Genomic DNA, 26,991 nt, shown 5'->3' with positions numbered 1-26,991 from the left:
ACGCTCAAGCCCATCCAACGTTGCGGAAAGTCAGCAGGCTAGGCCGTCGGCGGTAGTCCAAAGATGAGTCTGGAAGCCGGCCGGCACCGCCCCATATCAGAAGGGACGCCAAGGAGTCATTCTCGCTGATGTCACTTTGAAAGCCCGCCGCATGGCGGGCTTTTTTTTGGCGATGAAAGCGTCCTTGCAGGTCCAAGGGGGCCCCTAGCGCCGTGCCTCCGGCGGGAACACCAGGCTGACCCGCAAGCCCGGCGCGTTGTCGTCCAGCTCCAGACGTGCGCCGTGCAGCGTCGCCACCGCATCGACAAGGCTCAGCCCCAGCCCGTTGCCGGGCGACGCGCGGGCGGTATCCAGCCGGACGAAGCGTTGCAGCACCTTGTCGCGCATCTCCGCCGGGATGCCGGGACCGCTGTCGGCCACCGAGATGCAGGCGGCGCGGCCGGGCGCCGCTCCTTCCAGCACCAGCGAGATGGTGCCGCCTTCCGGCGTGTATTTGATGGCGTTGTCCAGAAGGTTCGACACCGCCTGGGCCAGAAGCTGGCCGTTGCCGCGCACGGTCGGCTTGCCCCGCACCTCCACGCTCAGCCGCTGGCCGCGCTCGTCCGCCACCGGCTCGTAGAGGTCGGCGGCCATCTCGACAACCTCGGCCAGGTCGACCGGCATGAAATCCTGCCGCTTGGCGCCCGATTCGGCCTCCGCGATCGACAGCAGGGCGCTGAAGGTGGCGAGCAGCCGGTCGGCTTCGGCGATCGTGTCCTGCAGGACGGTCCGGTAGACCTCCGGGTCCTCGGTCTCGTGCAGCAGAGCAAGCTCGATGCGGGAGCGCAGGCGGGTCAGCGGTGTGCGCAGGTCGTGGGCGACACTGTCGGTCACCTGCCGCATGCCGGTCATCAGCCGCTCGATGCGGTCCAGCATGGCGTTGAGGTTGCCGGCCAGCCGGTCCATCTCGTCGCCGCCGCCGAAGCGCGGCACCCGGTCGCTCAGGTCGCCGCTCATGATCTGGCGGGTGGTGCGGTTGATCGCCTCGATCCGCCGCATGGCGCCGCGGCTCATCAGCAGCCCGCCCCCCAGCCCCAGCAGGGCGGTGGAACCCAGGATCCAGCCGAGCGAGCGGAACATGCGGGTGCGCAGCTGGTCGATCTCGCTCATGTCGCGGCCGACCAGCAGGCGGAACTGCCCCGGCAGGGTGAAGGTCACGGCCTGCGCGGTCGAAGGCCGGTCGGTGACCCCGCCATAGTCGGCGACCTTGAAATGGGTCCAGCCGCTGGCATTGGGCACCGCCGCCGGCCAGCCCGACAGGTTGCCGGCCAGGATCACCCCGGCGGCGGTGGTCAGCAGATAGATGGAGTTGTTGTTGGGAACCGCGCTGCGCGCCCGCACCACGTCCACCAGGCCGGGCAGGCCGTGGATGCGGTAATGGTCCTGCAGCCCGGCGACCTCCAGCGCAATGGTCTCGCCGATCTCCTGCTCCAGGAAGCCGGCGGTGGTGCGATAGACCACGCCCAGGATCAGACCGACCGACAGCACGAACATCGCCAGATAGAGCAGCGCCAGCCGGAACGCCGTGGTCCGCACCAGCCGCAGGCCCGCGGCAAGGAAGCCGTGCAGGCCGCCGGCCGCGCCTTCGGCTTTCAACAAAGGTACTCTCCCGCCGCCAAAAGACCCTCTCCCCCCCGGGGAGAGGGTTGGGTGAGGGGGATGCGTTGCGAGGAGCGTCCGGCAAACGGTTCCCCCTCACCCTGCCCTCTCCCCGGGGGGGAGAGGGGAATCACCGCCATCAAAAGCCAAACTCCATAAAGCCCCGTTATCCCTCCGCCGCGCGCAGGCTGTATCCGGCGCCGCGAACGGTGTGGATCAGGGGGGTGGGGAAATCCTTGTCGATCTTCTGGCGCAGACGGGCGATGTGCACGTCGATGACGTTGGTCTGCGGATCGAAGTGATAGTCCCAGACATTCTCCAGCATCATGGTGCGGGTCACCACGCTGCCGGCGTTGCGCATCAGGTACTCCAGCAGCGAGAACTCGCGCGGCAGCAGGTCGATGGCCTTGCCGGCGCGCTTCACGCTGCGCGACAGCAGGTCCAACTCCAGGTCGCCCACCACCAGCCGGGTCTGCGGCTGCGCCGCGCCGCGCCGGCGCACCAGAACCTCGATGCGGGCGAGAAGCTCGGAGAAGGCGAAGGGCTTGGTCAGGTAATCGTCGCCGCCGGCCTTCAGCCCCTTCACCCGGTCGTCGACGCTGCCCAGCGCCGACAGGAACAGGACCGGCGTGTCGTTGCCGGCCGCCCGCAGCACCTGGACCAGCGAAAGCCCGTCGCGGCCGGGCAGCATGCGGTCGACGATCATCACGTCGTAATGCTCGGCACCGGCCAGGAACAGGCCTTCCTTCCCGTCGTTGGCGACGTCCACCACATGGCCCGCCTCCTTCAACCCCTTGGCGAGGTAGCTGGCGGCCTGGCGATCATCTTCAATGACGAGAATCTTCATGAGCACGAGTGTAGCCTCCCAAAACAGCCCGGCCAAGCGCGAGCGTGCCGCGCCCGGCCGGACTTCCGTCACTCAGGCGGCGGACCGCCTCAAGCCTTCAGCTTCAGCGCGACGAAGGATTCGTTGCCCTGACGGTTGATCAGCATCAGCAGCGCCTTCTGGCCGGCCTTCTCGGCTTCGGTCACATGGCGGGCGACGTCGGCCGGGCTCTTCACCTCGGCATCGCCGATCCGCTCGATCACGTCGCCGGGACGGATCGGCACGTCGACGCTGCCCGACAGGCCGACCACCACCACGCCCTGGACATCATCGGCGATGCCCAGACGCTTACGCGCCGCCGAGTCCAGCGGGGCGAGCTTCAGCCCCTTCACCGGCGCGACCTCGGCCTGTGCGCCGGGGCCGTTGCCGCCGTCGGTCTCGGCCGACGCGACCTGCGGCTGCTCGCTCAGCCGGTCGATGCGGACCTGCACCGCCGTTTCACGGCCGCCGCGCAGGACCTTCAGTTCGACCGTGTCGCCGGGCTTTGTGTCGGCGACGTTGCGGGTCAGGTCGCGCAGGCTGTTGACCGGCTTGCCGGAATAGCTCAGCACCACGTCGCCCTGGCGCAGGCCGGCACGCTGGGCCGGGCTGTCGGCGGTGACGTCGGCCACCAGGGCACCCTTGGCGGCGGGCAGGCCGACGCTGTCGGCGATGTCCGGCGTCACCTCCTGGATCCTCACGCCGAGCCAGCCGCGCTCGACCTTGCCGGACTCCTTCAGTTGGGCCACCACGTCCTTGGCGAGGTTGGACGGAATGGCGAAGCCGATGCCGACCGAACCGCCGTTGGGGGAGTAGATGGCGGTGTTGATGCCGATCACCCGGCCGGCGAGGTCGAAGGTCGGGCCGCCCGAATTGCCGCGGTTGATGGCGGCGTCGAGCTGGAAATAGTCGTCATACGGACCGCTGTGGATGTCGCGCCCGCGGGCAGACACGATGCCCTTGGTGACGGTGCCGCCCAGACCGAACGGATTGCCGACGGCCATCACCCAGTCGCCGACGCGGGTCTTGTCGCTGTCGGCCCAGTCGACCGACGGCAGCGGCTTCTTCGGCTCCACCTTCAGCAGGGCGATGTCGGTCTTGGCGTCGCGGCCGATCACCTTGGCCGGCATGGCGGTGCCGTCCTGCAGGGTGACGGTGATCTCGCTGGCGCCGTCGATCACGTGGTTGTTGGTCACGACGAAGCCGGCCGGATCGATGATGAAGCCGGAACCGAGCGCCCCGCTCTTGCCCCGCGGCCCCGGGCCCTGCCCATCCTGATCGCCGTCCGGACCGCCGTTCCGGCCCATCTGGTCCTGGAACTGGCGGAAGAACTCCTCAAAGGGCGAGCCGGGCGGGAAGCCGGGAATTCCGGGACCGCGCTGCGCCCGCGGGTCGGCCTTGGCCTCCTGCGTCGCGGCGATGTTGACGACGGCGGGGCTGACCTTGGCGGCGAGATCGGCGAAGGTGGACGGCGTGTCCTGCACCATCGTCACGGCCGGCGGCGTGGCCGTCTGCTGCGCGTGCGATGCCGCCCATCCGGCCAGCGCCGGCCCCGTCAGCACCGTGGAGCCCAGCAGAAGGGCGGCGACGGTGCGGCGCAGGCGGTTCGGACGGTTCGGCGTGGTGGAGGGAATGGTGGTCATGGCGACAACGCTCCAGTGATGCGGTTCCGGCTGTCCGGTGTTGTCCGCAATCTAGAGTGCCGCCGTTGACCGGCGCCTTGCGAAGGGATGAAAGATATTTCAGACGGACTGCAGCCTATTCTCCCAACAGATGCAACGCGATCTCCCGCCGGTGCGGCCGGGCACGGTGTTCGAACAGGTAGATGCCCTGCCAGGTGCCCAGCACCGGCTCCCCTTCCATCACCGGGATCGACAGGCTGACGCCGGTCAGCGCGGAGCGGATATGCGCGGGCATGTCGTCCGGTCCCTCGGTGGTGTGGTCGTAGAGCGACGGATCCTCCGCCACCAGCCGGCGGAAGAATCGCAGCAGGTCGGCCTGCACGTCGGGATCGGCATTCTCCTGGATGGTCAGCGAGGCAGAGGTGTGGCGGCAGAAGACCGTCAGCAGGCCGGTGGCCATCCCCTGCTCCGCCACCCAGTGCCGCACCGGGGCCGTCACCTCGACCAGTCCGGTGCCGCGGGTGGCGATCGTCAGCGTCGTGGCGGCTTGTCGCATGGGATCCATCCTCGTGTTGGCGTTCAGCGGCTTGGTTCCGGCCGCAATCAATACCAGATGTGTCTGCCCGGCCGTTGGGCCGGGGTTGCGACCCTGCGGGAATGCGAAAGAGGAAGATGGCGCATGGACATCACCGGCACCCACAGCGTCCCCGGCCCGCGCGACCGCGTGTTCGCGGCGCTCTGCGACCCGGCGGTGCTGATGCGCTGCATCCCCGTGCTGGAAGAGATGGAGCGGCTCTCCCCCACCGACTATGCCGCGCGGGTGCGGACCACGCTGGGGCCGATGAAGGCACGCTTCTCCGGCCGGCTGAAACTGGAGCCGGAGGATGGCCTCCACCGCTACCGGCTGCTCGCCCAGGGCAACGGCGGGCTGGCCGGCGCGGTGAAGGGCGAGGCTCTGGTGGTCCTGGAGGAGGAGGAGGGACGCACCCTGCTGACCTACCGCCTGACGGTGGCGCTGGGCGGGGCCGTCGGCCGGCTGGCGGTGAAACTGGTGCAGGCCAAGACCGACCGGGTGCTGGCCGCCTTCTTCGAGCGCTTCGCCGCGGAGATCGACGCCCGTTCTGAATGATGCGGCACAATGCCGCAGGCCAGCGGCCGGGAGAGCGTCTTTCGCACATGCAGCATCCTGGGTCAGGATAGCGGGCGTCGCGGGTGCTTCCAGCCGGTGGAGATGGACATGTCCAAGCTCTCAGCCCATTCGCCTGCCTGCGCTCCGGATTGCACGGACCCGGACGATCCCGCCGCCGACCGCATGATCTTCGGCCGCATCCTGGCGCTTGCCGCCGCGGACGGGGCGCGGACGATGCCCCGGGCGCTCGCCCTGGCCAAGGCCGACCTTGCGGAGATGGCGGCCCGCCACGCCCCGCAATTCGCCGCTGCCGTCGCATCCCTCCCCGACGGGGGGGAAGCCGGCGAGGATGCCATCGAGGAGGCCGACCTGCGTGCATTCCTGGCCGACCATGGCGCGCGCGGCACGGATGAGGAGCGCTGGCTGTCCGCCATCCTGGCCCGCCGGTCGTTGGAGCCGAACCATCTGTGGCAGGATATGGGGTTCCACGACCGGGGCGAACTGAACACGATGTTCCGCCGCCATTTCCCGGCGTTGGTGGCGCTGAATGCCGGCGACATGAAGTGGAAGAAGTTCTTGTACCGGCAGCTTTGCGAGCGCGAGGGGCTGATGCTGTGCAAATCGCCCAATTGCGAGGTGTGCGACGATGTGGATGTCTGTTTCGGCGAGGAGACCGGCGATCCGCTGGCGACCCTGTCGCGCCTTGCCCGCAGTGGCTGAAGGGCTTCAGCGCGGCTGGGCGCCCAGATCCTCGAAGGCCATTCCCTTGTCGGTGCGGCGGAAGCGCCCCTTGCCGTTGACGGTCAGCGGCTGCTGCCCCGGCTGCGGCACGAAGGTGGCGGAGTAGTAGCAGTCGTACTGCCCGCTGCCGTCCTGCCCGTTCTTCAGCTTCGCCTCGACGCAGCCCTGCTTGCGGAAATTGTCGAAGGCGCGGAAGCCGGCATTCCCCTGCCGCTCCAGCGTGCGGCGGGTGTGCGTCTCGACCAGCTTGCGCATGTCACCCTCCGATGGCTCGCCGGAGCAGGCCGTCAGGATAAGCGCAAGCGTCAGAGTGGCGGGCCGGAGCCTCACCGTCCCCCCAACAGCCTGTCCACCCGCTCCTTCAGCGCGGCGAAGGACGGGGGTTTGACCACGAAGCCGTTGACACCCAGCGCCATCGCCTGTTTCACGATCTCGGATTCGGTATGGTTGGTCAGGAAGACCACCGGGGCCCGCGGATTGGCGGCCTCGGTGCTGGCGCGCAGATGGGCCAGGAATTGCAGGCCGGAGACCGGCTTCATGTCGATGTCGCAGACGATCAGGTCGGGGTTGACGCGGATGCACTCGTACATCGCGGACTCGCCATTGTCGGCCTCGGCGACGTCACGGAAGCCGATCTGGCCCAGGATCTGGACGATGGTGCGGCGAACGAAGGGCTGGTCCTCGACGACCAGGATGCGATGCCGGGAATAGTCGATCGTCTGCATATCCATCCCCGATCCTCCAGCCAATTCGCCGCTTTCCACTGATACCGTCCGAGCCGTCGGCGGGCAACCGAAGGCCGGTTACCGTCAGGTGGAATATGGTTTTAGGTCTGTAAATTTTTCGACAATTTGTATCGGACCGGCATCAGCCACCCGGCGGAATGCGGCCGGGGAACAGGCGCTCCAGCACGGCGCCCAACCGGTCCATGGTCAGCGGCTTGTGCAGGCAGTCGTCCATGCCGGCGGCGCGGCAGTGGGCGTCGTCCTCGGCATCGGTGCCGGCGGTCAGAGCCACGATCGGCACGCGGCCCGCCTCGCCCGGCAGCGCGCGGATGGCGCGCGATGCCTCATGGCCGTCCATCACCGGCATCTGCACGTCCATCACGATCAGGTCGAACCGCCGTTCGGTCGCCGCGGCCACGCCCTGGGCCCCGTCCTCCGCCGTCGTCACCGCATGGCCCAGCGCCTTGAAGAAACCGGCGGCGACCAGCCGGCCGATCGGGTTGTCCTCCACCAGCAGGACCGAAAGCGTGGCCGGCGGGGCAACGGGACGGTTCGGCAGCTGCACAGGGATTCGGGCGGTCAGCCATTCCCCGGCGTCGCCATCCGCACCCGCGCCGGCCGCGCCGTCCGCAAGCAGGCGCCCCCCCAGCCGCCGGACTTGCGGTCCGGCCACCGCCAGCGCCAGCGGGCGCAGCCGCGGCACGCCCCGGCGGCGGAGGATCAGCTCGGCCGCCTCCCCCGCCGGCTGAAGAGACAGCGACAGCTCCGCCCCCGTCTCCGCCGTCAGGAGGACCAGCAGGGAGCGCAACCCGCCCGCATCGCCGATGAACCGTTGGTCGGCGTCCCCCTCCACCGCGACCGCCTTCGCGCCGGCCGCCAAGTCGCCAAGGGTCAGCGTCTCCACCACCCGGGAGTCCGGCTTCGCCGCACGCAGGGCCGGCAGCGTCGCGCGCAGCGTGTTGGCCGCCGTCCGGACGCCGGTCAGCCGGTCCAGCTGGCTCGGCAGCAGAGGCGATTCCAGCGCCGCGGCGGTCAGCGCCAGCATGGGATCGAGCGCCGCCTCCACCGCGGCGGCGGCGGCGTCGAACAGCGCCCCCGCCTCGCCCCCTGCCCTCTCCGCCCCGGCGAGAGCCGCACGCAGGCGGTTTTCCCGTGCCTGGCGCCGAGGGGCGGCGGCGACGGCGCGGCGCAGGGCTGCGGCATCCCCGGCCGGCAGCGCATCCTGCGCGCCGGCCGCGATGTAGGATGCCGCGGCCTCCTCCTGCCCATCCGGCAACAGGACCAGCACGGCGGGGACCGGGTCAAGCCGGACCAGCGCCTCGACCGCGGCATGACCAGGGGCGACATCGGCGGCACTGCCGGCGGCGTCGATCACGACCACGCCGTCGCCTGCCGCTGCACCGCGGCGCAAACGGTCCAGCGCCGCATCGACCGTATCCACCCGCGGGGGAATGCCGCCCAGCGCGATGGCGAGCTGCCTTGCGCGCAACGCATCGCCGGAGACCAGCAGAACCCTGTCCCGGCCGGAGGTGTCGGTCATCATTCCTTCGGCCATCTTTCCTCGGACATGCCGTCAGCTCGCGATGGAGGTGGGGATGGATGCGGTGGCGAAGGCCGGGCCGGGATAGCCGTCGCTGACGACGACGCGGTTGCGGCCCAGCGACTTCGCCTCGTACAGCGCGCGGTCGGCGCGGCCCAGTGCGCGCTCGATGCTGGCGTCCTCGTCGCCGCACATGGCGACGCCGATGCTGACCGTCATGCGCAGGGTGCCGCCGCCAGACTGGCCACCGGATTGGCCGCCGGGCTGCAGCGCCACGTCCGCAATCGCCAGACGCTGGCGCAGCCGTTCCGCCACCTCGGTCGCCGACTCCAGCGGGGTTTCGGGCAGGATGATCGCGAACTCCTCCCCTCCCAGCCGGCCGACATGGTCGGTGTCGCGCAACTCGCTGCTGCAGACCTCCGCCAGCCGGATCAGCGCCCGGTCTCCCACGGCATGGCCGTGGGTGTCGTTGATCGCCTTGAAGCGGTCGATGTCCAGCATCAGCACCGACACCGGCCGGCCATAGCGGCGCAGCCGCGCCATCTCGACCTCCGCCATTTCCATGAAGCGGCGGCGGTTGTTCAGCCCGGTCAGCGGATCGGTGGTCGCCATGCGGCGAAGCTCGCTCTCCACCCGCTTGCGCTCCGACACGTCGCGGATGACGGCGGTGAACAGCAGGCCGCGGGCATGGTGCAGCTTGGCGATCGACACCTCGGCCGGGAACTCCCGCCCGTCGGCGGTCAGCCCCTGCACCTCGCGCCGGTTGGTCATCACCTGCGCCTGCATCTCCGACGCGGCGAAGCCGGCGATGTGCGCCTCGTGGTCGGGGCGGAAGCGCTCGGGGATCAGCAGAGACAGCGGTCGGCCCAGGATGTCGTCGGCATCGTAGCCGAACAGGCTTTCCGCCGCCCGGTTGAACAGGGTGATGTTCAGGTTCTCGTCGGTGGTCAGGATGGCGTCCTGCGCCAGCCCGATGATGCCCTGCAGCCGCTCCTCCGACAGGCGCAGCTCCTCCTCCAGCCGCTTGCGCGCCATGGCGTGCTGGACGGCGCGCCACATCAGCGGCCCGTCGGTCTGGCCTTTCACCAGATAGTCCTGGGCGCCGTGAGCCAGGATATCCAGCGCGAAATCCTCGTCGTCATAGCCGGTCAGCACCACCAGCGGCAGCGACGGCGCATCGGCATGCAGGCGGGTCACCGTCTCCAGCCCGAAGCTGTCGGGGAGCGACAGGTCGAGCAGCACGACGTCGCAGGCGTTGCGGTGCAGCCAGGCCCGCGCCTCCTTCAGCGAGGTGGCGCGTGCCACGGTGGAGCGGCGCGCATAGGGCGTCAGGGACCGGATGACCAGACGCGCGTCGGCGTCGTCATCCTCGACCAGCAGGATGGCGGTGCGTCCCTCCTCCTGCTCGGGGCTGTGCGAAAGGGCGGGCTTGGCCGGTAAGGCGATGGACATGTCTGGCCTCCTTCACCGTGGCAGCCGGACGACGCGGAACCAGTATTCCTCGATGCTCTTCACCGCGTCGAAGAAGGCGTCCATGTCCATCGGTTTGGTGATGAAGCTGTTGGCACCCAGCAGATAGCTGGCGTTCACGTCGCGGTCGACGTCGGAGGTGGTGAGGATCACCACCGGAATGGTCTTCAACTCCTCGTCCGCCTTCAGTTCCTGCAGGACCTCGCGGCCGTCCATGCGCGGCATGTTCAGGTCGAGCAGGATCAGATCGGGCCGGGTGGCGCCGGCGAACGGGCCTTGGCGGCGCAGATACTCCATCGCCTCCACGCCGTCGCGGACATGGCCCACGTTGCACAGGATGCGGCCGTCGCGCAGCGCACGCTTGGCGAGGCCGGCGTCGGCCGGGTCGTCCTCGACCAGCAGGATCTCGAAGGGAGTCGTCAGGTCCTGCATCAGGGGAATCCTCGGAAGGCGGGATGGGGCAGATGGATGGAAAAAGTGCTGCCGACGCCGGGGCTGGAGACGACGGTGATCCTGCCGCCCAGCCGCTCCACCATCTTGCGGGCGATGGCGAGGCCCATGCCGGTGCCGGGATGCTCGTCGCGCGAATGCAGGCGGCGGAACACCTCGAAGATCTGGTCGCGGTAGCGCGGCTCGATGCCGATGCCGTTGTCGCGCACGTCGATCACGTCATAGCCGTCGATCCGCCGGCCGGAGACATGCACCTCCGCCGCACGGTAAGGGTGGCGGTATTCGACCGCATTGGCGACCAGCACGATGAAGATCTCGCGCAGGCGCCGCTCGTCCGCCTGCACCGCCGGCAGTTCGCCCACGGTGACGGTGGCGCCGGCATCGGCGATGCGCCGCTTCAGCGCGGTCAGCGCCGCCTGCAGCGCGTCCCCGGCCTCGACCGTGCCGCAGCCGAGCGGCACCCGGTCCTCCGCCAGGAACAGCTGCACGTCGCGCAGCAGCATCTTCAGCCGCCCGGCTCCGTCGACGATCTCGCGGATGAAGCCCGCGCTTTCCTCGTCCAGCTTGCCCCTCTGCTGCTTCTCCAGAAGCTGGGCATAGCTGGCGATGGCGCGCAGCGGCTCCTGCAGGTCGTGGGCGGTGGCGTATGCGAACTGCTCCAGCTCGTTCTTGGCGCGGCCCAGTTCGGCGGTGCGCAGGTCGACCTGCCGTTCCAGCGTGTAGCGGCGGCTGACCGCCATGAAGGTCAGCGCCTCGATCAGCAGGGCCAGCAGCAGGAAGGCGGCCTGGAATCCGCGGAAGGTCGCGTCGGCATAGGCGAGCCCCTCCCAGCTGGTGCGGGGGGCCATCGCCAATTCCCAATGGCCGTCCGGCAGATTGATCCGCTCCAGCAGCGGGTCGCCCTTCAGCGCCAGCACATCGCCCGCCACCTGCTGGCCGCTGTCGGTCACGACGGCGAAGCCCAGATGCGGCGGCACCCGGTCGAAGCGCACCTCGCCCAGGATGGCGCCGACATCGAACACCAGACCGACCGCCCCCCAGGGCTTGCCCGGCCCGTAGACGATCTGTCGGGCGATCAGCCCCTGCCCGCCCTGGAGCAGGGTGACGGGGCCGTGGATGGTCACGTCGCGGCTGATGATGGCGCGCTGCACCGTTTCGGCGAAGCCGGGCCGCGCATCCTTCAGCAGATCGTTGCCCAGCACCTTCTCGTTGCCCTCGACCGGATAGACGATGCGGACGACGAAGTCGGGGGCGGCGGAGATGTTGCGCACCCCCACCACCGAGCGCCGCAGCCCCTCCGCATAGCGCGGAAACTGATCGGTGAGGCTGCCGGCCGCGGCCGCCACCTCGACGAAGGCGGTCAGGCCGCGGACCAGCGCCAGACGCTCGTTCAGCGCGCTGGACAGGGTGCTGGCCATCGACGAGGCGGTGAGCGCCGCATTCGCCCGGTGTTCGGCCACCAGGACACGGATATAGACGTCGCCCATCCACAGGTAGGCCAGCGCAAGCACCAGCGTCACCGCGGCCTGGACGGCGGCGGCTTTCCAAATCCGCTGGCCGCCCGCGATCAGGCGGCGCAGGACGGCCGGCACCGGCGGGCGCGGCGCGGTCAGGGGCTCCGCCGTCATCGCCGGTCCCGTGCCTCCCCATTCGCATCCGCCGGGTCCGCCGGAGACGTCAGGGCCGGCAGGACCATGCGGAACAGGCTGCCGCAGGGGCGCCCGTCCGCATCGCGCAGGTCGTCGTCCGGCGGGCCTTCCACCCACAGGCGGCCGCCGTGATGCTCGACCACTTTCTTGCAGACGGCCAGCCCGACGCCGGTGCCCTCATACTCGTCGCGGCGGTGCAGCCGCTGGAAGATGCCGAAGACGCGGTCGCGGTCCTCCGCGGCGATGCCGATGCCGTTGTCGCGAATGTCGATGCGCAGCACCGGCGCGCCGCCCTGCCGGCCCGAAGCCCGGTCCAAAGCCACGGTAACGCGCACCACCGGCGGGCGGCCGGGCTCGCGGTACTTCACCGCATTTCCGATCAGGTTCTGGAACAGCCGCATCAACTCGTTGTCGTCACCGGCCACCACCGGAAGCGAGGCGCCGTCCTGCCCGCCCACCGTGACCGTGGCTCCCGCGTCCTGGACCGCGACCTCCAGGTTCAGCAGCGCCAGCCGCAACGGCTCGTCCAGCGGCACCGGCCTGAATGGCTTGGCCTTGCGCCCGACCCGCGAGTACTCCAGCAGGTCGACGATCAGCCGGTCCATGCGTTGGGCGCCATCGCGGGCGAAGTCGATGCATTCCCGGCCCTCCTCGTCCAGCGACCTGCCCAAGCCCCGCTCCAGCAGGGTCAGGTAGCTGGTGATGACGCGAAGCGGCTGGCGCAGGTCGTGGGAGGCGACATAGGCGAAGGCCTCCAGTTCGGCGTTGGAGCGCTCCAGCTCGCGGGTCTTGCCGCGCAGGGCCTCCTCCGCGATGCAGCGTTCGGTGATGTCGTGGATCAGCGACATCAGAAGCGTGCGGCCATGGACGATGATGTTGCTGATATAGACCTCGACGTCGCGGACGTCGCCGGAGGCCAGCCGATGGCGGAACTGGAAATGCTTGCGTTCGGCGGTGTGGGCCTGACGCAGTTCCTGCTCCACCTCCGCCCGCGGCGCCACATTGATGTCCTGGATGTGCATGCTGCGCAGCCGGTCGAGCGGATGGCCGTAGAACTCCGCCGCCGCCGGGTTGGCATCGACGATCCTCCCGTCGGCCGGGTCGATCAGCAGCTTCACCGCGCAGCTGGCGACGAAGATCTGCTCGAACAGCTGCTGGCGCTCCAGCAGGGCCTGCTCGGCATGCTTGCGCTCGCTGATGTCCATCACCGCGCCGACGATGCCGGCCGGCTTGCCGCCGGTGCGGCAATAGACGGCCTTGGAGAACAGCACGTCGCGCAACGTTCCGTCGGCACAGCGCAGCTGGGTTTCGTAGCTCTGCGGCTTCTGGTCGGCCAGCAGCGCCTTGTCGACCGCCTCGTCGGCCTCGGCGACGTGCGGCGGGGCGAGGTCGAAGACGGTGCGGCCGAACAGGGCCTGCCGGTCGATGCCCATCCAGCGCTCGAAAGCGTCGTTGGCGTCCACGTAATGGCCCATGACGTCCTGGACGAAGATCGGCACCGGCACCGTGTCCAGCAGCACGCGCTGGAATCCGGCGCGGTCGTTCAAGGCCTGTTCGGCGCGCCAGCGCACCGTGACGTCCTCCACCACCCAGACGAAGCCGCGTGCCGGGTCGCCCGTCTTCACCGGCCGGCCGATCAGGCGGCAGCGGATGTCGGTGCCGTCGGCCCGGCGCATCGCCACCTCCTCGTCGAACTGGCTGCCCGACTGCATCCGCGGATAGGCGCGCCGGCCCACATCCTCGAACACCCGGTCATCGCCATAGATGATGCGGGAGCTGCAGCCGACGATGTCCTCCATCCGGTACCGGAAGGTGGCGGCCGCCGCCTTGTTGACCCGGCGGATGACCCGGTCGCCGTCGACCAGCAGCACGCCGACCGGGGCATTGTCGAGGATCGCGTCCAACTGCAGCCGGCTTTCGGCAAGCTCCTCCTCCATCCGCTTGCGGGCGGTGACGTCGACATGGGTCCCGATCATGCGGCGCGGCAGGCCTTCCGCATCCCAGGCCACCACCCGGCCGCGGTCGAGGATCCACAGCCAGTCCCCCGATTTGGCGCGGACGCGGTGCTCGCACTCGTAGAAGGGCCGTTCGCCGGAAAGATGCGCCTGCAGCGCCGCCCGGGCCAGCGGCAGGTCTTGCGGATGGACGCGGGAACACCAGAAATCGAGATGCGGCGTCACCTCGCCGGGCGAGAAGCCCAGCATCGTCTGCCAACCCGGGCTGTACCAGACCGCATCGGTCGCGAGATCCCAGTCCCAGATCCCGTCCCCCGCAGCGTCGGTCGCCAGATGCAGGCGCGGCACCGCCGTGGCCAGCCTGCCGCGACGCCATTTCAGGCGGGTGCGGAGCTTCGGCGCGGCGGTGCCGGCCGTCGCGCCGGCGTCCGGGAGGGGGCGCAGCGTGGTTGCTTCGAGTGTGGTTGCTTCGACCATGGTTGCGGTCGGACCTCGTTTCCATTCACCCGGAAGGAGTTGCGGAAAAACGCGCATCCACCGGCAGTACGGCAAGCATACTCCTTCAACCTCGAAGCAATCCCTTGCGAAATTGTCACAGGGCTGCAGTCTTCACCGGGCGGGAAGAAGAAGATGCTTAACCATTACCAACGCTGAATGATGGGATGTCGCTGAATAGTTCAGGCGGCCACATCGACGGGTGCGCGATCCTTGGTGGCGATTTCCACCGCACGGCTGAAGTCCCGCGACATGCTATCCGTCTCGAAGGCCAGATGGATGCGGTTGTGTTCCACCGCCTTGACCACGACCGCCGCCTCCGCCCCGTAGCGGTCGAGGCGCAGATGGCCGATGGTGCCGGCGAGCGAACGGCCGTCGGTCGCGGTCACCGGATCGATCATGGCGCCGCCGATGGACAGGTTGCGGACGGTCACCGCCAGACGGTCGCCGCCGATCAGAAGCGTTCCCGTCTCCTCCACCTGATAGCGCGGCTTGCGCCGACGGTCGGCGTCGCCGGTGGAGGTGCGGACGATGCGCACCAGGACCTGCCGCAGGGACTCGATGGAGCGGGCGACGTCGCCGGAACCGTTCTTGACGTGGGTGGCCTGTTCGCCGGTGCGGTCGGCTTCCTCGGACACCGCAGCGATGCGGAACGACACCTCCTGCGCGGCGGTCGAGGTCTCCACCACGTTGCGGCTGATTTCCTGGGTGGCGGCCGACTGCTCCTCCATCGCGGCGGCGATGGACCCGGAGATGTGGTCGATCTCGGCGATGGTGTGGCCGATCTCCTCCACCGCCTTCACGGCCTCGTCGGTCACGGCCTGGATCGCGGTGATCTGACGGGTGATCTCCTCGGTCGAGGACGCGGTCTGGTTGGCGAGGTTCTTCACCTCCTGCGCCACGACGGCGAAGCCCTTTCCGGCCTCCCCCGCCCGCGCCGCCTCGATGGTGGCGTTCAGCGCCAGCAGGTTGGTCTGGCCGGCGATCGACTGGATCAGGTTCACCACCTCGCCCACCTTCGCCACCGTCTCCGACAGGGAGCGGATGGTGGCCTGCGTGTGGTGGCCGCTCTCGACCGCGCGGCGGGTCACCGCGCTGGAATGGGCGACCTGGGACGAGATTTCGCGGATCGATGCGGCCAACTGCTCGCTGGCCGCGGCCACGGTCTGGGCGTTGGCCAGCGCTTGGCCCGCCGCCGACGCCACCGTCTGCGCATTGATGCTGACCCGCTCGGCAGAGCCGGACATGCCTTCGGCATCGTCGGCCATGGAGCCGGTGCGCTGGGCCACCTCCTCCACCGCACGGCCGGCCTCGCGCTCCACGGTCGACGCCATCGCCTCCAGGGCGCGGCGCCGCTCCTCGTCCGCCTGCCGGGCGCGCTCGACACGCTCCTGCACGGCGTAGCAGAGCCGGGCCTTCAGCCCGCGCAGCTGGCCGGCGACGGGATGGAACTCGGTCGCCGCCGGCAGGTCGATGATGTGGGCCTGATCGTTGCGGGCGATGGCGTCGAAATCACCGGAGAAGTCGGCCAAGGGCCGGCGCACCGTGCGCAGCAGCAGAAGCCCGCACAGCACCGCCGCCGCCAGCACGCCCATCCCGGCGGCCAAGGCGAACACCAGATGCCACCGGAAATCCTCCAGCGCCCCCTCGTACTCGGCCTTGGCGACGGTCAGCTGCAGTTGCAGCAGGTTCTTGTTGGTCTGGAAGGCCTCCTGGAACAGCGGCTCGACGCGGTCGCGAACCAGAACCTCCAGCCGCAGCGAATCGCCCTGGCGTGCCAGTTCCACCGCCGGCCTCAGGCCTTCGTTCAGGAAGGCGGCGCGCTGCTTGGCGAAACGCTCCGTCAGCGCCTTCTCCTCCGGCGTCAGATAGGTGGTGAGATAGTCCGCCCACAGCCGGTCGATGGTGGCGATGTTGCCGGTGATCCGCGCCTCGCGCCCCGCCATCACCTTGGCGTCGGTGCCGTCGCGGGTGTCGATGATCAGGCGCTGCAGCGTCTGCACATTGTCGCGCATGTGGTCCAGAATCTCGCCGATCTGCACCGCCGGCACCGTCCGGTCCTCGTACACCGTCTTCAGCGAGGCGTTGCTGTCGGCCATGCCGCGCAGGGTGACGCCGCCCACGACCAGCATCGCCAGGATCATGAAGGCGAAGATCAGGGTCAGCCGGCCGGTCACGCTCGCCGTCCAGCGCCTGAACGCCGCACCGGCGCCACGGCCCACCGCCTGCCCGTCGCGCACCATCAGATGGCGCGCCCGGCCCTCGCGGATATCGGCATAGAGCCTCTCCGTCGCCGCCACCTGCTCGCGCGAGGGCTTGGTGCGGATGGAGATGAAGCCGGTCACCTTGCCGTCCTCGATCACCGGCGTGACGTTGGCGCGCACCCAGTAGAAGTCGCCGGACTTGGTGCGGTTCTTCACCAGCCCTTCCCACGGCCGCCCGTCCTTGATCGTCGCCCACAGATCGGCGAAGGCCTCCTTCGGCATGTGGGGGTGGCGGATCAGGTTGTGCGGCGCGCCGATCAGCTCGGCCTCAGTATAGCCGCTGATGTCGACGAAGGCCTTGTTGACGAAGGTGATGCGCCCGCCTGTGTCGGTACGCGACACCAGCAGGACGCCGTCCTCCATCACGATTTCGCGGTCGGTGATCGGTTCGTTCACGCGCATGGACGGGGCCTCGTCAAACAAAGGGCTTGAGACAGGGGGGCACGAACAGGACGGCGCGACACCGCCGGACCGGGCGATTGCTGGGTACGGAGAGCGGGGAGCCTGTTCATCTACCCTGGGTGGATGCAGGTCCGCACTGACCCAGATCAAAAGAGCAAGAGGCGTGCCATGCACAACAGCCGGGCCCGAGAATGGCCTTTGGGGGAAACCCCTATGAACTCCAAGGGTCGTGCAGCGACGGGCATGCACCGGCAATCGTCGGGACATGCAGCCGGCCTCGCAGTTTGCGAATAGAAACGCGAGAAAGCGGCCAAATTCCTAAAATGCAAAGTATCAAACACACCCCAAGGGCGGCGAATCTCTTTCAAAAGAGAGATCTTATAAAGAAAAAGCCCCTCTCTCGACTTGAGGGAGGGGCTTCACGACTGCGGCGTATTGTCGCAGCGCCTATCGCTATACAGTCGAAGCCAACAGCCGGTCAGGACTTCGCCATCAGCTGTTCCAGCCAATGGATGTCGTAATTGCCGTCGATGAAGGCCTGCTGGGCGATGATGCGGTCATGCAGCGGCAGCGTGGTCTGGATGCCGCCGATCACATACTCCTCGATGGAGCGGCGCAGGCGCATCAGGCACTCGTTGCGGGTGGTGCCGTGAACGACCAGCTTGGCGATCAGGCTGTCGTAATGCGACGGCACGCGGTAGCCGTCATACAGCGCCGAATCCACCCGGACGCCCAGGCCGCCCGGCGCGTGGTAGCCGTCGATCTTGCCCGGCGACGGCATGAAGGTCTCCGGATTCTCGGCGTTCACGCGGCATTCGATCGCGTGGCCTTCGAAGCGGATGTCCGACTGCCCGTAGCCCAGCGGCGCGCCGGCGGCGACGCGGATCTGCTCGCGGACCAGATCGATGCCGGTGATCATCTCGGTAATGGTGTGTTCCACCTGCAGGCGGGTGTTCATTTCGATGAAATAGAACTGCCCGTCTTCGAACAGGAACTCCATCGTGCCGACGCCGCGATAGCCGATGGCCGCCGCGGTCTTGGCCGCCAGGGCGCCGATATACTCGCGCTGCTCGGCGTTCAGGGCCGGGCTCGGCGCCTCCTCGATCACCTTCTGGTGCCGGCGCTGGACGGAGCAGTCGCGCTCGCCGAAATGCACGCAGGTGCCGTGGGTGTCGCCCAGGAGCTGGATCTCGATGTGCCGCGGATGGCCGAGATACTTCTCCAGATAGACCTCGTCGTTGCCGAAGGCGGCGCGCGCCTCGCCACGGGCCAGCTGATAGGCTTCCTTCAACTGGTCGGGGTTGCGGGCGACCTTCATGCCCTTGCCGCCGCCGCCCGCCGCCGCCTTGATCAGCACCGGATAGCCGGTCTCGTGGGCGATCTTCTCCGCGTCTTCCAGCGTCGTCACCGGGCCGTCGGAGCCGGGAACCACCGGCAGCCCCTGCTCCATCACCGTCTTCTTGGCGGTGACCTTGTCGCCCATGATCCGGATATGCTCCGGCGTCGGGCCGATGAAGGTGAAGCCGTGCTCCTCCACCATCTCGGCGAACTGGGCGTTTTCGGACAGGAAGCCGATGCCGGGATGGATGGCGTCGACATTGGTGATCGACGCCGCCGACAGGATGGCCGGAATGTTGAGGTAGCTCTCGCGCGCAGACGCCGGTCCGATGCACACGCTCTCGTCGGCGAGGCGGACGTGCATGGCGTCGGCGTCGGCGGTGGAATGCACCGCCACGGTCTGGATCCCCATTTCGCGGCAGGCGCGGTGGATGCGCAGAGCGATCTCACCACGGTTCGCGATCAGGACCTTTTCGAACATCGCCAAGGGAATGCCCCGCTTACTCGATGATGAGGAGAACTTCGCCGAATTCGACCGGCTGGGCGTCGGACACCAGCACCTCGGCGACCGTGCCGCCGCGCGGGGCCTTGATCGGGTTCATGACCTTCATCGCCTCGATGATCATGATGGTCTGGCCGGCCTTGACCACGTCGCCCGGACGGACGAAGGGCGTGCCGCCCGGCTCGGCCGCCAGATAGGCGGTGCCGACCATCGGCGAGGTCACCGCGCCCGGATGGCTCGCCGGCTTGGCCGAGGCCGGAGCGGCCACGGCGGCGACCGGGGCGGCCGCCAGGACCGGGGCAGCCTGGACGGCGACCGTCTGGGCGGCGGTCGGGCGGGTGACGCGGATGCGCTTTTCGCCCTCGGCGAACTCGATCTCGCTCAAGCCCGTCTCACGCAGGAGGTCCGCCAGCTTGCGGACCAGATCGCCGTCGATGTCGAAGCTCGCCATGATGTCAGTCGTTCCCGTTTCCTTAATCGCGGTCGATGATGTTCGCGATGGCGTCCAGCGCCAGAAGATACCCGTGCGGCCCGAACCCGCAGATCATCCCCCTCGCCACCGGCGAGATGTAGGAGTGATGGCGGACCGGCTCGCGCTTGAAGATGTTCGACAGATGGACCTCGATCACCGGCAGTTCCGACAGGATCAGACTGTCCATGATCGCGACCGAGGTGTGGGTGTAGGCGCCGGCGTTGATGACGATGCCGTCATTCTCCGTGCGGGCCTGCTGAATCCACGAGACCAGTTCGCCTTCGTGGTTGGATTGCCGGAAATCCACGGTCAGACCCAGCTGGTCGGCACGCTCGTGGCAGGCGGCCTCCAGATCGTCCAGGGTCATCGACCCGTAGATTTGCGGCTCCCGCACGCCCAGCATGTTGAGGTTCGGCCCATTGAGGACCAGAATCGACGCGTCGATGGCCACGGCCCGCGCCCCTTTTCCATGATCGAAACCGCGCGTTTATAGCACGAAGCACCGTCCTGTCCATGGCGACGCGGGCCTCCGGCGCGGAAAAGCGTGGCCTGGGCCCCCGCCCCGCTTCGCGCCGGTCCCATCCGCGCCGGCAAGCCGCCGGGGCTCAGGGGAGTGGCGGGACGGTGTGGCCGGACAGCAGTTCGCGGTAGACGCCCTGCGCCTTCAACGCCTTGAGCCCGTCGTTGAAGGCGGCGAGCGTCGTCTCGGCTCCCGGCGTGGCGCGCCCGATCACCAGATGGAAGGCGACGACGGCATAAGGGTGTTCCGAAACCCGGATGTCGTCCGCCAGTCCGGACCGGACGATGGCGGCGGCGGCGCTGTACTCGTCGATGACGAGGGCATCGGCCCGCCCGGTCGCCACCATGCGCACGCAGGCCCCCAGGTCGGACGGGGTCTGCCGAGTCAACTGCCCCTGTCCGACCAGCGCCTCCAACTCCGGCGGCAGGGCATAGCCCACCGGCTGGCAGACGGTCCGGCCGTGGAACCCCTCCAGGCCGCGGGGGTCGCGCACCGATCTCCCGTCGGCCAAGCGCCCATCGAAGGTCATCGCCGTGCGGTTCGACAGGTAGACGAACTGCCGCACTTCGATCACCGGGTCGGAGAACAGCACCTCCTGCTCCCGTTCCGGTGTGCGGACATAGGGAAAGGTGGCCAGGAAGCGGCCGGCGACCACCCCGTCGTATCCACGCTTCCACGGCATGAACCGGACATCGTAATGGCGGCCGGACACCGCGAAGGCCCGGCGGGCCAGATCGGTCACCAGCCCGCCGCCCGGCAGCTCCTCCCCCGTATAGGGCGCGTAGTCGCCGCCGGTCACCAGGTCGAGGCCGGTGTAGGGAGCACGGACCGGCTCGGCACCGGATTCGAGCGCCTGCCCGCCAGTCGGCGCAGCGAGCAGCAACGCGGCAGCCGGAACGACGGCCCGCATGGCAGCGCCGGCCTTCTCCACGACCTTTCCGCCCGCCGATCGAACGCCCATTCCTGCCCTCTCCCGCCCCTTCGCGGACCGTTGTCCATCGTCCGCAAGGTCCAGGGATCTAACGGCCTTTCCGTGATCCTGTAAAGAGCGGCCGGCGATCCCGGATCACTCGGCGGCGGTGGCGGGGGTGGAGGCGGCCTCCCGCGCGCGGCGGCCGGCCGGGTCGGTGTAGAGGTCATTGATGCGTTGGACATGCACCGCCGTCGCTTCGCGGATGGCGAAGATCGCCTTGCGCGCCCTGCCGCCCCAGCCGGCCGGCTGCTTGGCGAAGATCGACCGGAAGAAGCGGGTGTTGGCGAGGAAGGCCTGCCGCAGGTTCAGGTCGACGTCGCCGAAGCGGTCGCTCAAGCTCGCGGCGACGCGGTTGGCGAAGAATTGCCGGATCTTGAAATGGCCGGCCAGGAACAGCCCGCCCAGCAGCAGGACGGTGCCGACCAGGCGTAGCGGCACACCGCCGTCGGGATTGTCGAACATCCAGCCGAGCAAGGCGCCGAACCCGCCGCCCATCGTCTGCACGACGGTTCCCAGCAGCGCCAGAAGGAGGACGCCCCAAACCGCATCGCCGATCAGCACCCGCCGGCGCCATGCCCCCATCGCCTCGCGCAGCTTGGGGATCACCTCGCCCTCCAGCTCCTTGGTCAGGCTGTCGATGGAGCCGATGATGCGATAGGCCCGCGCGACCTCCACCTCGTTGATGCGGGTGTGGAGTTCGGCAAGGTCGTGGTCGCGCCGCGCCTCGTAGCGGGCACGGCGGCCGTCGTCCTCGATGGCGACGGAGGAGCGCTGGTCGTAGATGGCGTAGAAGCGGCCCGACACCAGCCCGGCCTGGGCGATCGCCCGCTGCCAGGCGCCGAACACCGCCTCCAGATTGTCTTCCTTGGCCGTGGTGTCGACCTGGTTCAGGATGTAGCAGACCTTGCGGGCGTCGGCGCGGTTCACCGTCTTGGCGACCAGATGGCGCAGCGTGTCCTGCATGGCGCCCGGTTCGGGATGGCGGGCGTCGAAGAAGACCAGCACGAGGTCCGACAGCTCCACGATATGGTCCACCAGCCGCAGGACGGAGCGGCGCTGGTCGTCGGCGTCGAAGCCGGGCGAATCGATGAAGATCTTGCCCTTGGTTCGCGGTCCGGCCAGCGTCTTCAGCTGCAGGTAATTGTCGATCCGCTTGCCTTCGCCGGCCGCCACCTTCTCGATCTCGTCGGCGATGCGGTAGAAGGGAAAGCGCGGGTCCGCGTTCAGCGCGGTGCCCGGCAGCGCCTCCTTCCGTGTCTCCGGCCCGTGGCAGATGACGGTGAACTTGTCGTCGACCGCCTGGTTGCCGGTGTTCTGCAGGACCTCGCCGAGATAGCCGTTCAGGAAGGTCGACTTGCCGGCCGAGAAGGTGCCGAGCACCGCGACCATCGGCCACCAGGGAATGCGGGTGGTCAGCGATTCATGACGGTCGATCAGACCCAGCCCGGCCAGGATCCGGTCGAAGGCACGGAAGGTCGGGAGGACCGGCAGCAGGTTGGGGTTTTCCGCGCGCAGATGGGCATCCAGGGCCGCAAGGCGCTGCTGAAGGGCTTGCCGGGGGGTCATGGTCGGTCTGATTCCACAATGGCACGGGGCACAGGGCACGAGGCGCGAGACTTGGGCCGGATGCGGCGGGGCGCCGGCCCGGTTCAGTCCGGCCCTTCTAGCACGGGCGGGGCGGCGCCCGGACATGAAATCTCCCTCATACTCCATGCGGGGGACCATCCGTGGGGCCGCATGGAAGGCGCGGCATCGGTGGAACAGGAAGCGGAAGCGGAACGTTGTCCTTGAATGGACAACGACGGCGGCATCGACGATCCCCCTTCCGCACCTCCCCTCCCCGCATCGGAGGAGGAGCACCGGCTGACCGCGGAAGAACTCGCCTTCCTATTGCGCGATCCGGCGGCGAGAGCGCGCGAGGCCGAGCGCGCCGCACGCTCCAACCGCAACCGCACCGAACGCCGCGGGGCTGATCCCGCCTATGCCGAGCGGCTGCGCGCCGGCGACCGCGAGCGCCAGCGCCGACGCCGTCTGCGCGAGTCCATAGGCCGTCCGGAGCCGTCCGGCTCCCCTGCGGTTCCCCTGCCCGACCTGACCGAGGCCGAAGCCGCCCGGCGCCTGACGCTTCATCTGGAACGAAGCACCGATGCGCAGGCCGTGCAGTTGCGCCGCCGGCCGGAACGCATCCGGCTCTATGCCGAGGCCTTCGTCGTCTACCGCACCCTCTCGGCCGGAGGCGACCGGCCCACACGCGGCGCGCTCGCGTCCCTGCTGAAGTCGCGCTTCGGCCGCAACGTCACGCCCTCCCAGGTCCAGAAGCTGCGCGACCATGTGGAGGCGTTCGCCGCCCCCGGCGGGCCTTGGGCAACCCGCACCGCCGCTGCGCCGACACCTGTCCGAACGAAGGGCACCGCCAAGGCCGATACGGATAGTCACGCATCACGGCCGGAACGCCGGTGATTCCGGAGCCGGAACCCTCTCCGCAGGGCCGGTTAATATGGTTAATTATCTATTAACGCTTCCCTGGCCAACGATTCCGCCCTTTGCCCTGAGCACGGCGGCGCGTGACGCCTTGTATCGGCCTGACTCATATGAAAGATTGCTTTGCTTGCGCATGATTATTTGCCGCAACCAGAAGGTTTGCCATCACCATTTGTAGCAGTTCTAATCCAGTCTGGTTTCGAACGGTTGACGGCTGAATTTCGTAAGCTATCGATCCAACCATTGGGTGAGTCGAAAGACACGGAGATTTCCGCCAAGGGATGGGTGTAGGGTGTGGACAAAGCGCTTGCGGAATTGACTCTGGCAACGCCGGGAATAATTCAAACCTGTAACAAAGCAACTCCTACGAATGTTTCTACACCACCGATGCCTATCGGAATATGGCGCCCATATACCAATATTCAAAAGTTTTCTCTTGAAAATGGGAAAAGAACGTGCAAACAATCTTTTCATTCTCGCAAAGAGAGGCGATGGAAGACTGGCTATCGGAGACCAATGGACATGAGTGAACCGACGGCGCGCAAAAGAGGACGACGCGGATCGCCGGAGTCCTGGTCTGTGGATGCCCATGTCGGGCAGCGCGTGCGGATGCGCCGGACCTTGCTGGGGATGAGCCAGGAAAAGCTGGGCGAGGCCATCGGCCTGACCTTTCAGCAGGTCCAGAAATACGAACGCGGATCCAACCGCATTTCCGCCGGAACCCTTTATCGCCTGGGCCAAGTCCTGGACGTTCCGGTCAGCTTCTTCTTCGACACCTACAACGATCCCGACGGGTCACGCCGCCGCCGCGGCTTCGAGGAATCCGACGACAACGACACGCAGATCAGCCGGCGCGAGGCGCGGCTGCTGCGCCTGTGGCGCGCCGCTCCCTCTCATGTGTCGGACGAGATGCTGTCGCTGCTCTCTGCCCTTTCCCCGGAAATCAGGGAACCACCGGAGGGATCCGGCGAGGATGGCGACGATGATGGCGAACCGCCGTCCTTCGATGGCGCTCCGCCGTCCGGCGACACCGGCCAGAGTGATGGCCGGAGCAGCGCGGTCACAGGCCCGATGATCGAGGCGGATGGAACCCGCGCCTCCAGCCGGGTGGTCCGCAGCGACACGCCGCGGGTCAAAGCGGCCGGATCGGCCGATACATCGGGCAAAGGCAAGGGGGAGCGCCGCCGCCATGGTGCGGTGTGGGACCCGACCGACATCCTCCGCGCGTCCAAACCGTCGCCCCGCAGTTGACGAAAGAAGGCCGTTGCCGGTTTCGCCAATGCGGTGAGTCTTCGCAGTCGCCCTATACGAAAAGCCCCGCATCGCCTGATGCGGGGCTTTTCAGTTCGAATGCCTAAAATCGGCAGGTCGCAAGCGCCGGCGCGCGGCCTTACCAGCTGCGCACGGGGCCGACGTCGAGGTGGACGAAACCACTGCGCGGGTAGAAACCGACGCCGCCGCCCTGCATGGCCTTCGCCGTCTCGGAAATGGCGCGCAGTTGCGTGTCGGGAAGGCGGATGTCGATGGCCATGCCGCGGGTATGGTAGCTTTCCTTCGCCACCCCACGCGACCGGCGGCGCGCCATCGCATTGGTACGGCGGGAGCGGAAGCCGCAGATCACTTCGAAGGGATCGTCGGACCCGACGCTCTGGTGCACGCGGGCGAGCAAATCGAACAAGCGTGGGTCGTAGTGGCAGACCTGCTTGGCGCGGTGGTCGCGCAGGAGCACATCCAGCTTGCGCAGGGCATCGGGCTTGTAATGGCCATCGGCCCAATAGACGCCGTCGAAGCGCTCGTTGGTGTTGATGTTGTGAAGGCTGAGGCGCCGGACACCGCCGGCCAGAGGCGCCGCTTCGGCCGAACCCGATCCCAGAAGGACCGGAGCCGCCGTTACGCCGGTCACCACGCCACCCGTCACGACCCTGGCCGCGACGCTCGTCACCATCCCCGATGCGACCGGAACGGCCGCAGACACCGCCGCGGCGGCAAAACCCAGGAACCCGCGCCGCCCCATGGCCGGAGCGGCACGCTCGTCATCCCCCAAAAGCATCCCCGAACCTCGTCGTTTTGCGTTTTGGCCGTTCTACGATGTGGCCGTTTGGCGTCTGGCGGGTCGCTTGGCGCCCACGTTAGGTGTAAACCTTGTAACCAACGCTGTTTCGGAGCGCTCCGTCTGGCGGGAAACGTCTCCGAACGGCTATTCGTATAGGGAAGGTCATCTGCCTAGGCAATCAAAAAATTTCGCACTGTGACCTTATTGCATAGGCGAGGTCATAGGACGGCGACGGGAAAGCCACACTGGACGAGTGTTCGCTGAGATTTCGCTCCGTACGCCTCGCCTTCCATTATTGCGTTGCATAAATTGATCATAAGGGCCGCGCCGCACCCCTTCCGATGTGCAACAGGCCCGCCGCGACAGAGGGTTCCGACATGACCGTATCCGCCGACTTCCGCAAGCCCCGCAAGCTGGCCGTCCTGTACATGGCTGCCGCATCGGCGCTGGCGCTGCTCGGACCGGCGTCGGCGGACGCCCTGCCCTACCGCGATACGCTGACCCAATGGGCCGACCGGCTGGACGGCGCCGCGACGGAATTGGACCGCGCTCCAACACAGGTCTCCACCCGCATCGGCGAAGGCGGGACGATCAAGCTGGGAAGCCGGGGGGAGCGGGTCGCCCGCCTGTCCCAGCGGCTGTTGGAACTCGGCTTGCTGCCGGCCGACAAGCTGTCCGACACCTTCACGACGGACGTCGACCACGCGGTGAAGGCTTTCCAGCTTTCGCAGCGGATGAAGCCGGACGGGCTGGTCGGCGCCGGCACCCGTGCCGCGCTGGACCGCACGCCGGCCGAGGCGGCAAGCCTGATGCGGCAGAGCGCGGCGGCCATGCGCAGCTTCCGCGACACCGCTCCGGACGATGTGCTGGTAGTGAACCTGACCGACCAGACCACCACGCTGGTCCGCGGCGGGGAGGAGGAGATGACGATGCGCGCCATCGTCGGCCGGCCGTCGCGCGAGACGCCGCTGCTGACCGATCGCATCACACACATTATCGTCAACCCGACCTGGACCGTGCCGCCTACCATCCTGAAAGAAGACAAGCTGCCGATGCTGCGGGCCAAGGGGGTTCCCGGCATCCAGAACGCCATCGTCTATCTCGACGGGCAGGAAGTGGCCCCGGAGACGGTCGACTGGTACGGCGTCACCCCCGGACGGGTCCGCATCGTCCAGCAGCCCGGCGACCACAATGCGCTGGGCCGCTTCCGCTTCAACCTGACCAACCCCTACGACATCTATCTGCACGGCACCAACGAGCCGCGCCTGTTCTCGCGGGAACTTCGCTCGATCAGCTCCGGCTGCGTCCGGCTGGAGGACCCGCGACGTCTCGCCGAACTGCTGCTGCAGGGCACCACGGTGACGCCCGCGCGGATCGACCGCATGCTGGATAGAATGCAGCCGCAATGGGTGAAGCTGGCGACGCCGATGCCGGTCCAGTTCGTCTATTGGATCGCGACCGTCGAAGCCGACGGCGCCGTCCGCCTGCATCCGGACATCTACGACCGGTTGGACGAGGCGCCGGCCACCGCGTCGGCTCCCTCGTCCGCGCCCGATCCGGCAGCGCCGGCCATCGCGCCCGCGGTCGCTCCGGCGCCGGCACCGGCAACCCAGCCGGCCGACACCGGCCGCGCAGCCGCGCCGGTAGACAAGTCCGGCACCGCCGAGGGCGGGCCGGCTGCAACGGAGAAGTCCCCGGCCTGACGGC

General features: G+C 68.3%; 22 protein-coding genes and 1 pseudogene. 5 read left to right on the top strand and 18 right to left on the bottom strand.

The window, feature by feature from the left end:
• Nucleotides 1-204: 204 nt before the first annotated feature.
• From VD964_RS28350 to VD964_RS28335, 4 genes are all read right to left on the bottom strand, one after another.
• Complete coding sequence (locus tag VD964_RS28350; RefSeq protein WP_324871775.1) at nucleotides 205-1,635, bottom strand: sensor histidine kinase; 1,431 nt, start codon at nucleotides 1,633-1,635, stop codon at nucleotides 205-207.
• A 169-nt stretch (nucleotides 1,636-1,804) separates the two neighbouring features.
• The gene (locus tag VD964_RS28345; protein WP_324871847.1) at nucleotides 1,805-2,485 is read right to left on the bottom strand and encodes a response regulator transcription factor; all 681 of its coding nucleotides are present in this window, start codon (nucleotides 2,483-2,485) and stop codon (nucleotides 1,805-1,807) included.
• Between the two features lie 89 nt (nucleotides 2,486-2,574).
• The gene (locus VD964_RS28340; RefSeq protein WP_324871774.1) at nucleotides 2,575-4,146 is read right to left on the bottom strand and encodes a DegQ family serine endoprotease; all 1,572 of its coding nucleotides are present in this window, start codon (nucleotides 4,144-4,146) and stop codon (nucleotides 2,575-2,577) included.
• A 115-nt stretch (nucleotides 4,147-4,261) separates the two neighbouring features.
• A complete protein-coding gene (locus VD964_RS28335; RefSeq protein ID WP_324871773.1) occupies nucleotides 4,262-4,681 on the bottom strand; it encodes a secondary thiamine-phosphate synthase enzyme YjbQ in 420 nt (139 codons plus the stop codon).
• Between the two features lie 123 nt (nucleotides 4,682-4,804).
• On the opposite strand from VD964_RS28335, the gene VD964_RS28330 reads away from it, so the two are divergent.
• Nucleotides 4,805-5,254 (top strand): carbon monoxide dehydrogenase subunit G, encoded by a 450-nt coding sequence (locus VD964_RS28330; protein ID WP_324871772.1) that lies wholly within the window; start codon nucleotides 4,805-4,807, stop codon nucleotides 5,252-5,254.
• Nucleotides 5,255-5,362: 108 nt separating this feature from the next.
• A complete protein-coding gene (locus tag VD964_RS28325; RefSeq protein WP_324871771.1) occupies nucleotides 5,363-5,974 on the top strand; it encodes a nitrogen fixation protein NifQ in 612 nt (203 codons plus the stop codon).
• Between the two features lie 6 nt (nucleotides 5,975-5,980).
• Here VD964_RS28325 and VD964_RS28320 read toward each other — a convergent pair whose 3' ends face one another.
• The 13 genes from VD964_RS28320 to VD964_RS28260 form a co-directional block, all read right to left on the bottom strand.
• Entirely contained in the window at nucleotides 5,981-6,250 is a 270-nt protein-coding gene (locus VD964_RS28320) for a hypothetical protein (protein WP_324871770.1), read from the bottom strand.
• Nucleotides 6,251-6,321: 71 nt separating this feature from the next.
• A complete protein-coding gene (locus VD964_RS28315; RefSeq protein WP_324871769.1) occupies nucleotides 6,322-6,726 on the bottom strand; it encodes a response regulator in 405 nt (134 codons plus the stop codon).
• A gap of 136 nt (nucleotides 6,727-6,862) precedes the next feature.
• Nucleotides 6,863-8,263 (bottom strand): response regulator, encoded by a 1,401-nt coding sequence (locus VD964_RS28310; RefSeq protein WP_324871768.1) that lies wholly within the window; start codon nucleotides 8,261-8,263, stop codon nucleotides 6,863-6,865.
• A gap of 30 nt (nucleotides 8,264-8,293) precedes the next feature.
• Entirely contained in the window at nucleotides 8,294-9,712 is a 1,419-nt protein-coding gene (locus VD964_RS28305) for a diguanylate cyclase (RefSeq protein WP_324871767.1), read from the bottom strand.
• Nucleotides 9,713-9,724: 12 nt separating this feature from the next.
• Nucleotides 9,725-10,162 carry a response regulator gene (locus tag VD964_RS28300; protein ID WP_014247336.1) on the bottom strand — a complete coding sequence of 146 codons (438 nt, stop codon included), beginning with the start codon at nucleotides 10,160-10,162 and terminating at the stop codon, nucleotides 9,725-9,727.
• The gene (locus tag VD964_RS28295; protein WP_324871766.1) at nucleotides 10,162-11,808 is read right to left on the bottom strand and encodes a sensor histidine kinase; all 1,647 of its coding nucleotides are present in this window, start codon (nucleotides 11,806-11,808) and stop codon (nucleotides 10,162-10,164) included. The genes VD964_RS28300 and VD964_RS28295 overlap by 1 nt, the downstream gene beginning before the upstream one ends.
• A complete protein-coding gene (locus VD964_RS28290; protein WP_324871765.1) occupies nucleotides 11,805-14,261 on the bottom strand; it encodes a PAS domain S-box protein in 2,457 nt (818 codons plus the stop codon). The genes VD964_RS28295 and VD964_RS28290 overlap by 4 nt, the downstream gene beginning before the upstream one ends.
• A 200-nt stretch (nucleotides 14,262-14,461) precedes the next feature.
• On the bottom strand, nucleotides 14,462-16,945 hold the full coding sequence (locus VD964_RS28285) for a methyl-accepting chemotaxis protein (RefSeq protein ID WP_324871764.1): 2,484 nt from the start codon (nucleotides 16,943-16,945) through the stop codon (nucleotides 14,462-14,464).
• Nucleotides 16,946-17,423: 478 nt separating this feature from the next.
• Nucleotides 17,424-18,764 carry an acetyl-CoA carboxylase biotin carboxylase subunit gene (accC, locus tag VD964_RS28280; RefSeq protein WP_324871846.1) on the bottom strand — a complete coding sequence of 447 codons (1,341 nt, stop codon included), beginning with the start codon at nucleotides 18,762-18,764 and terminating at the stop codon, nucleotides 17,424-17,426.
• Between the two features lie 19 nt (nucleotides 18,765-18,783).
• The gene (accB, locus tag VD964_RS28275; protein WP_324871763.1) at nucleotides 18,784-19,236 is read right to left on the bottom strand and encodes an acetyl-CoA carboxylase biotin carboxyl carrier protein; all 453 of its coding nucleotides are present in this window, start codon (nucleotides 19,234-19,236) and stop codon (nucleotides 18,784-18,786) included.
• Between the two features lie 22 nt (nucleotides 19,237-19,258).
• Entirely contained in the window at nucleotides 19,259-19,708 is a 450-nt protein-coding gene (aroQ, locus tag VD964_RS28270) for a type II 3-dehydroquinate dehydratase (RefSeq protein ID WP_014247329.1), read from the bottom strand.
• A 154-nt stretch (nucleotides 19,709-19,862) separates the two neighbouring features.
• Nucleotides 19,863-20,738, bottom strand: a complete 876-nt coding sequence (locus VD964_RS28265; protein ID WP_324871762.1) for a substrate-binding periplasmic protein — start codon at nucleotides 20,736-20,738, stop codon at nucleotides 19,863-19,865.
• Between the two features lie 105 nt (nucleotides 20,739-20,843).
• Complete coding sequence (locus VD964_RS28260) at nucleotides 20,844-22,316, bottom strand: dynamin family protein (RefSeq protein WP_324871760.1); 1,473 nt, start codon at nucleotides 22,314-22,316, stop codon at nucleotides 20,844-20,846.
• 225 nt (nucleotides 22,317-22,541) lie between these two features.
• Between VD964_RS28260 and VD964_RS28255 the strand changes: the two genes are divergently transcribed.
• A complete protein-coding gene (locus tag VD964_RS28255) occupies nucleotides 22,542-23,210 on the top strand; it encodes a hypothetical protein (protein WP_324871759.1) in 669 nt (222 codons plus the stop codon).
• A 543-nt stretch (nucleotides 23,211-23,753) separates the two neighbouring features.
• Nucleotides 23,754-24,012: pseudogene (locus VD964_RS28250) on the top strand (helix-turn-helix domain-containing protein); the annotation flags it as partial.
• Between the two features lie 609 nt (nucleotides 24,013-24,621).
• On the opposite strand, the gene VD964_RS28245 reads toward VD964_RS28250, so the two are convergent.
• Nucleotides 24,622-25,281 carry a DUF882 domain-containing protein gene (locus VD964_RS28245; RefSeq protein WP_324871758.1) on the bottom strand — a complete coding sequence of 220 codons (660 nt, stop codon included), beginning with the start codon at nucleotides 25,279-25,281 and terminating at the stop codon, nucleotides 24,622-24,624.
• Between the two features lie 380 nt (nucleotides 25,282-25,661).
• Here VD964_RS28245 and VD964_RS28240 point away from each other — a divergent pair, with 380 nt between their 5' ends.
• Nucleotides 25,662-26,987: a L,D-transpeptidase family protein gene (locus tag VD964_RS28240; RefSeq protein ID WP_324871757.1), complete on the top strand. Its 1,326-nt coding sequence runs from the start codon at nucleotides 25,662-25,664 to the stop codon at nucleotides 26,985-26,987.
• Nucleotides 26,988-26,991 lie beyond the last annotated feature (4 nt).

Origin of the sequence: Azospirillum sp. (assembly GCF_035628975.1) — a bacterium.
Lineage (GTDB): Bacteria > Pseudomonadota > Alphaproteobacteria > Azospirillales > Azospirillaceae > Azospirillum.
Note: the sequence above shows the minus strand (reverse complement) of the source record. Positions and strands in the feature narration are given on the sequence as shown.